The sequence below is a fragment of the uncultured Shewanella sp. genome, assembly GCF_947491715.1.
In the GTDB taxonomy this organism is placed as follows: domain Bacteria; phylum Pseudomonadota; class Gammaproteobacteria; order Enterobacterales; family Shewanellaceae; genus Shewanella.
This window is the reverse complement of record NZ_CANLKR010000082.1, coordinates 1-2,382: the sequence shown is the minus strand read 5'-3', so window position 1 is coordinate 2,382 and position 2,382 is coordinate 1. Positions and strand designations below refer to the sequence as shown.

1 protein-coding gene is annotated in these 2,382 nt (G+C 46.4%); it reads right to left on the bottom strand.

What is annotated here, in order from left to right; translation table 11 throughout:
- Positions 1-2,382, bottom strand: a 2,382-nt coding sequence (locus Q0779_RS23545; protein ID WP_298776690.1) for a hypothetical protein, incomplete at both ends; no start/stop codon positions are given.

Sequence of the window (2,382 nt, the reverse complement as noted above, 5' to 3'; positions counted from 1 at the left end):
ATTAGGCGCCCCTTCCATATTGGTATTACTGCCACCTAAACGCTCACCGTAAGGACTGAATAAGCTCATATCACTCACCAGCGTCTCATCCTCTGTCACATCAAGAGCAAACAAGCGATGGCCTTGTAATGAGTTATACCCCCAGTTTTGACGGGACTCATCCATCATCATTGACACCACGGCCCCGCCGGGTAACGCTATCGTTTGCACAAGGGGCGTACGATTTTGACCTAAGCTTAGGCCCATTAAACTGTATAACAACATGCTGTCCACACCATCAAGACTTGATTGTTTCGCTAGCACGTGACCTTGAGCATCTCGGGTATAAATCACTTGATTACCTAAGTTATCATCAGCCTGAATTAAATCATTTTTCTCATCATAATTTAGTGACAATGTCGCGCCATCGGCTCGCTCAACTGAGGTCATTGCATAACCACTCTCATCATAATTGACCTGCAAACTCTTGTTTGTCAGCGCATCATCAGTCTCATCACCCTCTGGCCATAACTGGGATGCCACCCCTGTCACCCCATCCGCATTATGATAGCTAAAGTCTCGCTGCTCTTTACTGCCATCAGGGTATGAAATAAGCTCTTGAGTCACCGCTCCATCTTTACCCGCTTGCCCTTTATCAAAATCATATTGCCACTGATACCCTGACGAACCTAACGCGGCCTGCGTGCCCGATAGCCCCGTGGATATCAAGCGTAACTGCCTGTCATAACTGTGTTTAAACACCGCAGTCTTGCCATCAAAGTGTGTCAATGTCTCTTCTAACACACGCCCCGTTGGTGCCATTAATCGGTAATCCGTTATCTTGCCCCCATTAGGCAGTGACCATTGCCCATAATCTACCTGAGAATAAGCGTTACGAGTAAACACCACTTGACTGTCATTACCATAATCAACGCTGCTCAATTCGCCTGATTGATAGCTCATACTTGCAAGGGTTTGTAACGTACCATCATTATTGCTTCGGGTTATCGTAAGGGGCCTTCCTGCATCATCTAAGGTGAAAACAAGCTCAACACTCCACTCTTCGCCCACTTCGGGCATACCGGAAACTTTTCGTGTCAATGTTTGTCCCGCTAAATCCATCTCCTGCGTTAACACACTGCCCCATTCATCTTGACTGCGCGTTAACTGACCTCTTAAATCAACTTGCGATAAACGTTGACTGCTCGTATTGTCGGCAGCAATATTGCTCTCCATTAACTGCACTAGCTCGCTACCAGAAAAATGATAACCCATCTTGATACTTTTAAGCGTGTCCCCCCCTTGACTCACCGTCATGTTACTTAACCGATAACGTTCATCATAGTCGTAACAGACCTGCACACCATCGCTGGATTGCTCACCAATTTTAACCCCAGCTCTATCATAGGCATACTGCATTGTCATCGGCCCTTTACCAGCAGAATCTATCTGTAAACTGGCCAATTGTCCCGCACTGCCTTGCGCGTCAAACCCCGAGCAAAATCCACTGGGTCCCCCCGTTGAGTCATAGGCACCATAATAGGTAAAATCCGTTCCAAGCCCCGAATTCAATGCTTGTCTCTTTAAACGCCCAAACTCTCCCACATCATCATAAGTCAATGACAGTTGGTTACCTTCCGTTTGCACACTCAATACGTTCCCCAACATAGGGTCTTGATATTGGCGTGTTGTCATTAACGTCGTCATTCCCCCATTACTCGATAATTGCTCACTATTACTTTCAGAGGTCACTAAACCTAAACCTGGTGTTAATTGCATGGCCGTTATGCCTTGCCAGCCACTAGCATGCTCACCATCTGTGGTATACTCAAGCGTTAATGCCCCACTGGGACTATCACTGCCTGACACAAGAATATTCAGTGGGATTGCATCTCCTGCAACGACATTCGATAACACCACTGTCGACCCATCAATCACTTCAGCGTCATTGACTAACAATTGGAAATGACCTGTCGACTCAGATAACGTCCCCTGCAACGCAATGTCACCGCTCACTGGCGAGATGAAAACCGTACTCATTAAGGCTGACCAGCCTTCATTGCTTGGGGTAAAATAAGATAATGTGTTTAAATCAAAATCGAGTTGCCCAGTCCCGACATCCTGTGGCGCTCCAGAAAAATCGGCATTGTTCCAAGCTCTGATTACCAAAGGTGCTATCCCTTCATCGTACTGACGTGTAGATATGGGCGCATCATTAAATTGAGAAGCCGGAGCTGGGCCCATTACCTGTGTTTGAAACCCTAAATTATTATAATTAATGCGTACTTGTGATTTTTCACCGCTCACCATGTCACGCTTAACTTCTGTTAATAAGTCGCTCTCATCCCACACCCACTGTGAGTCCAATTGTTCTATTAAATCCGTTGAACGCGTCACTCGCCA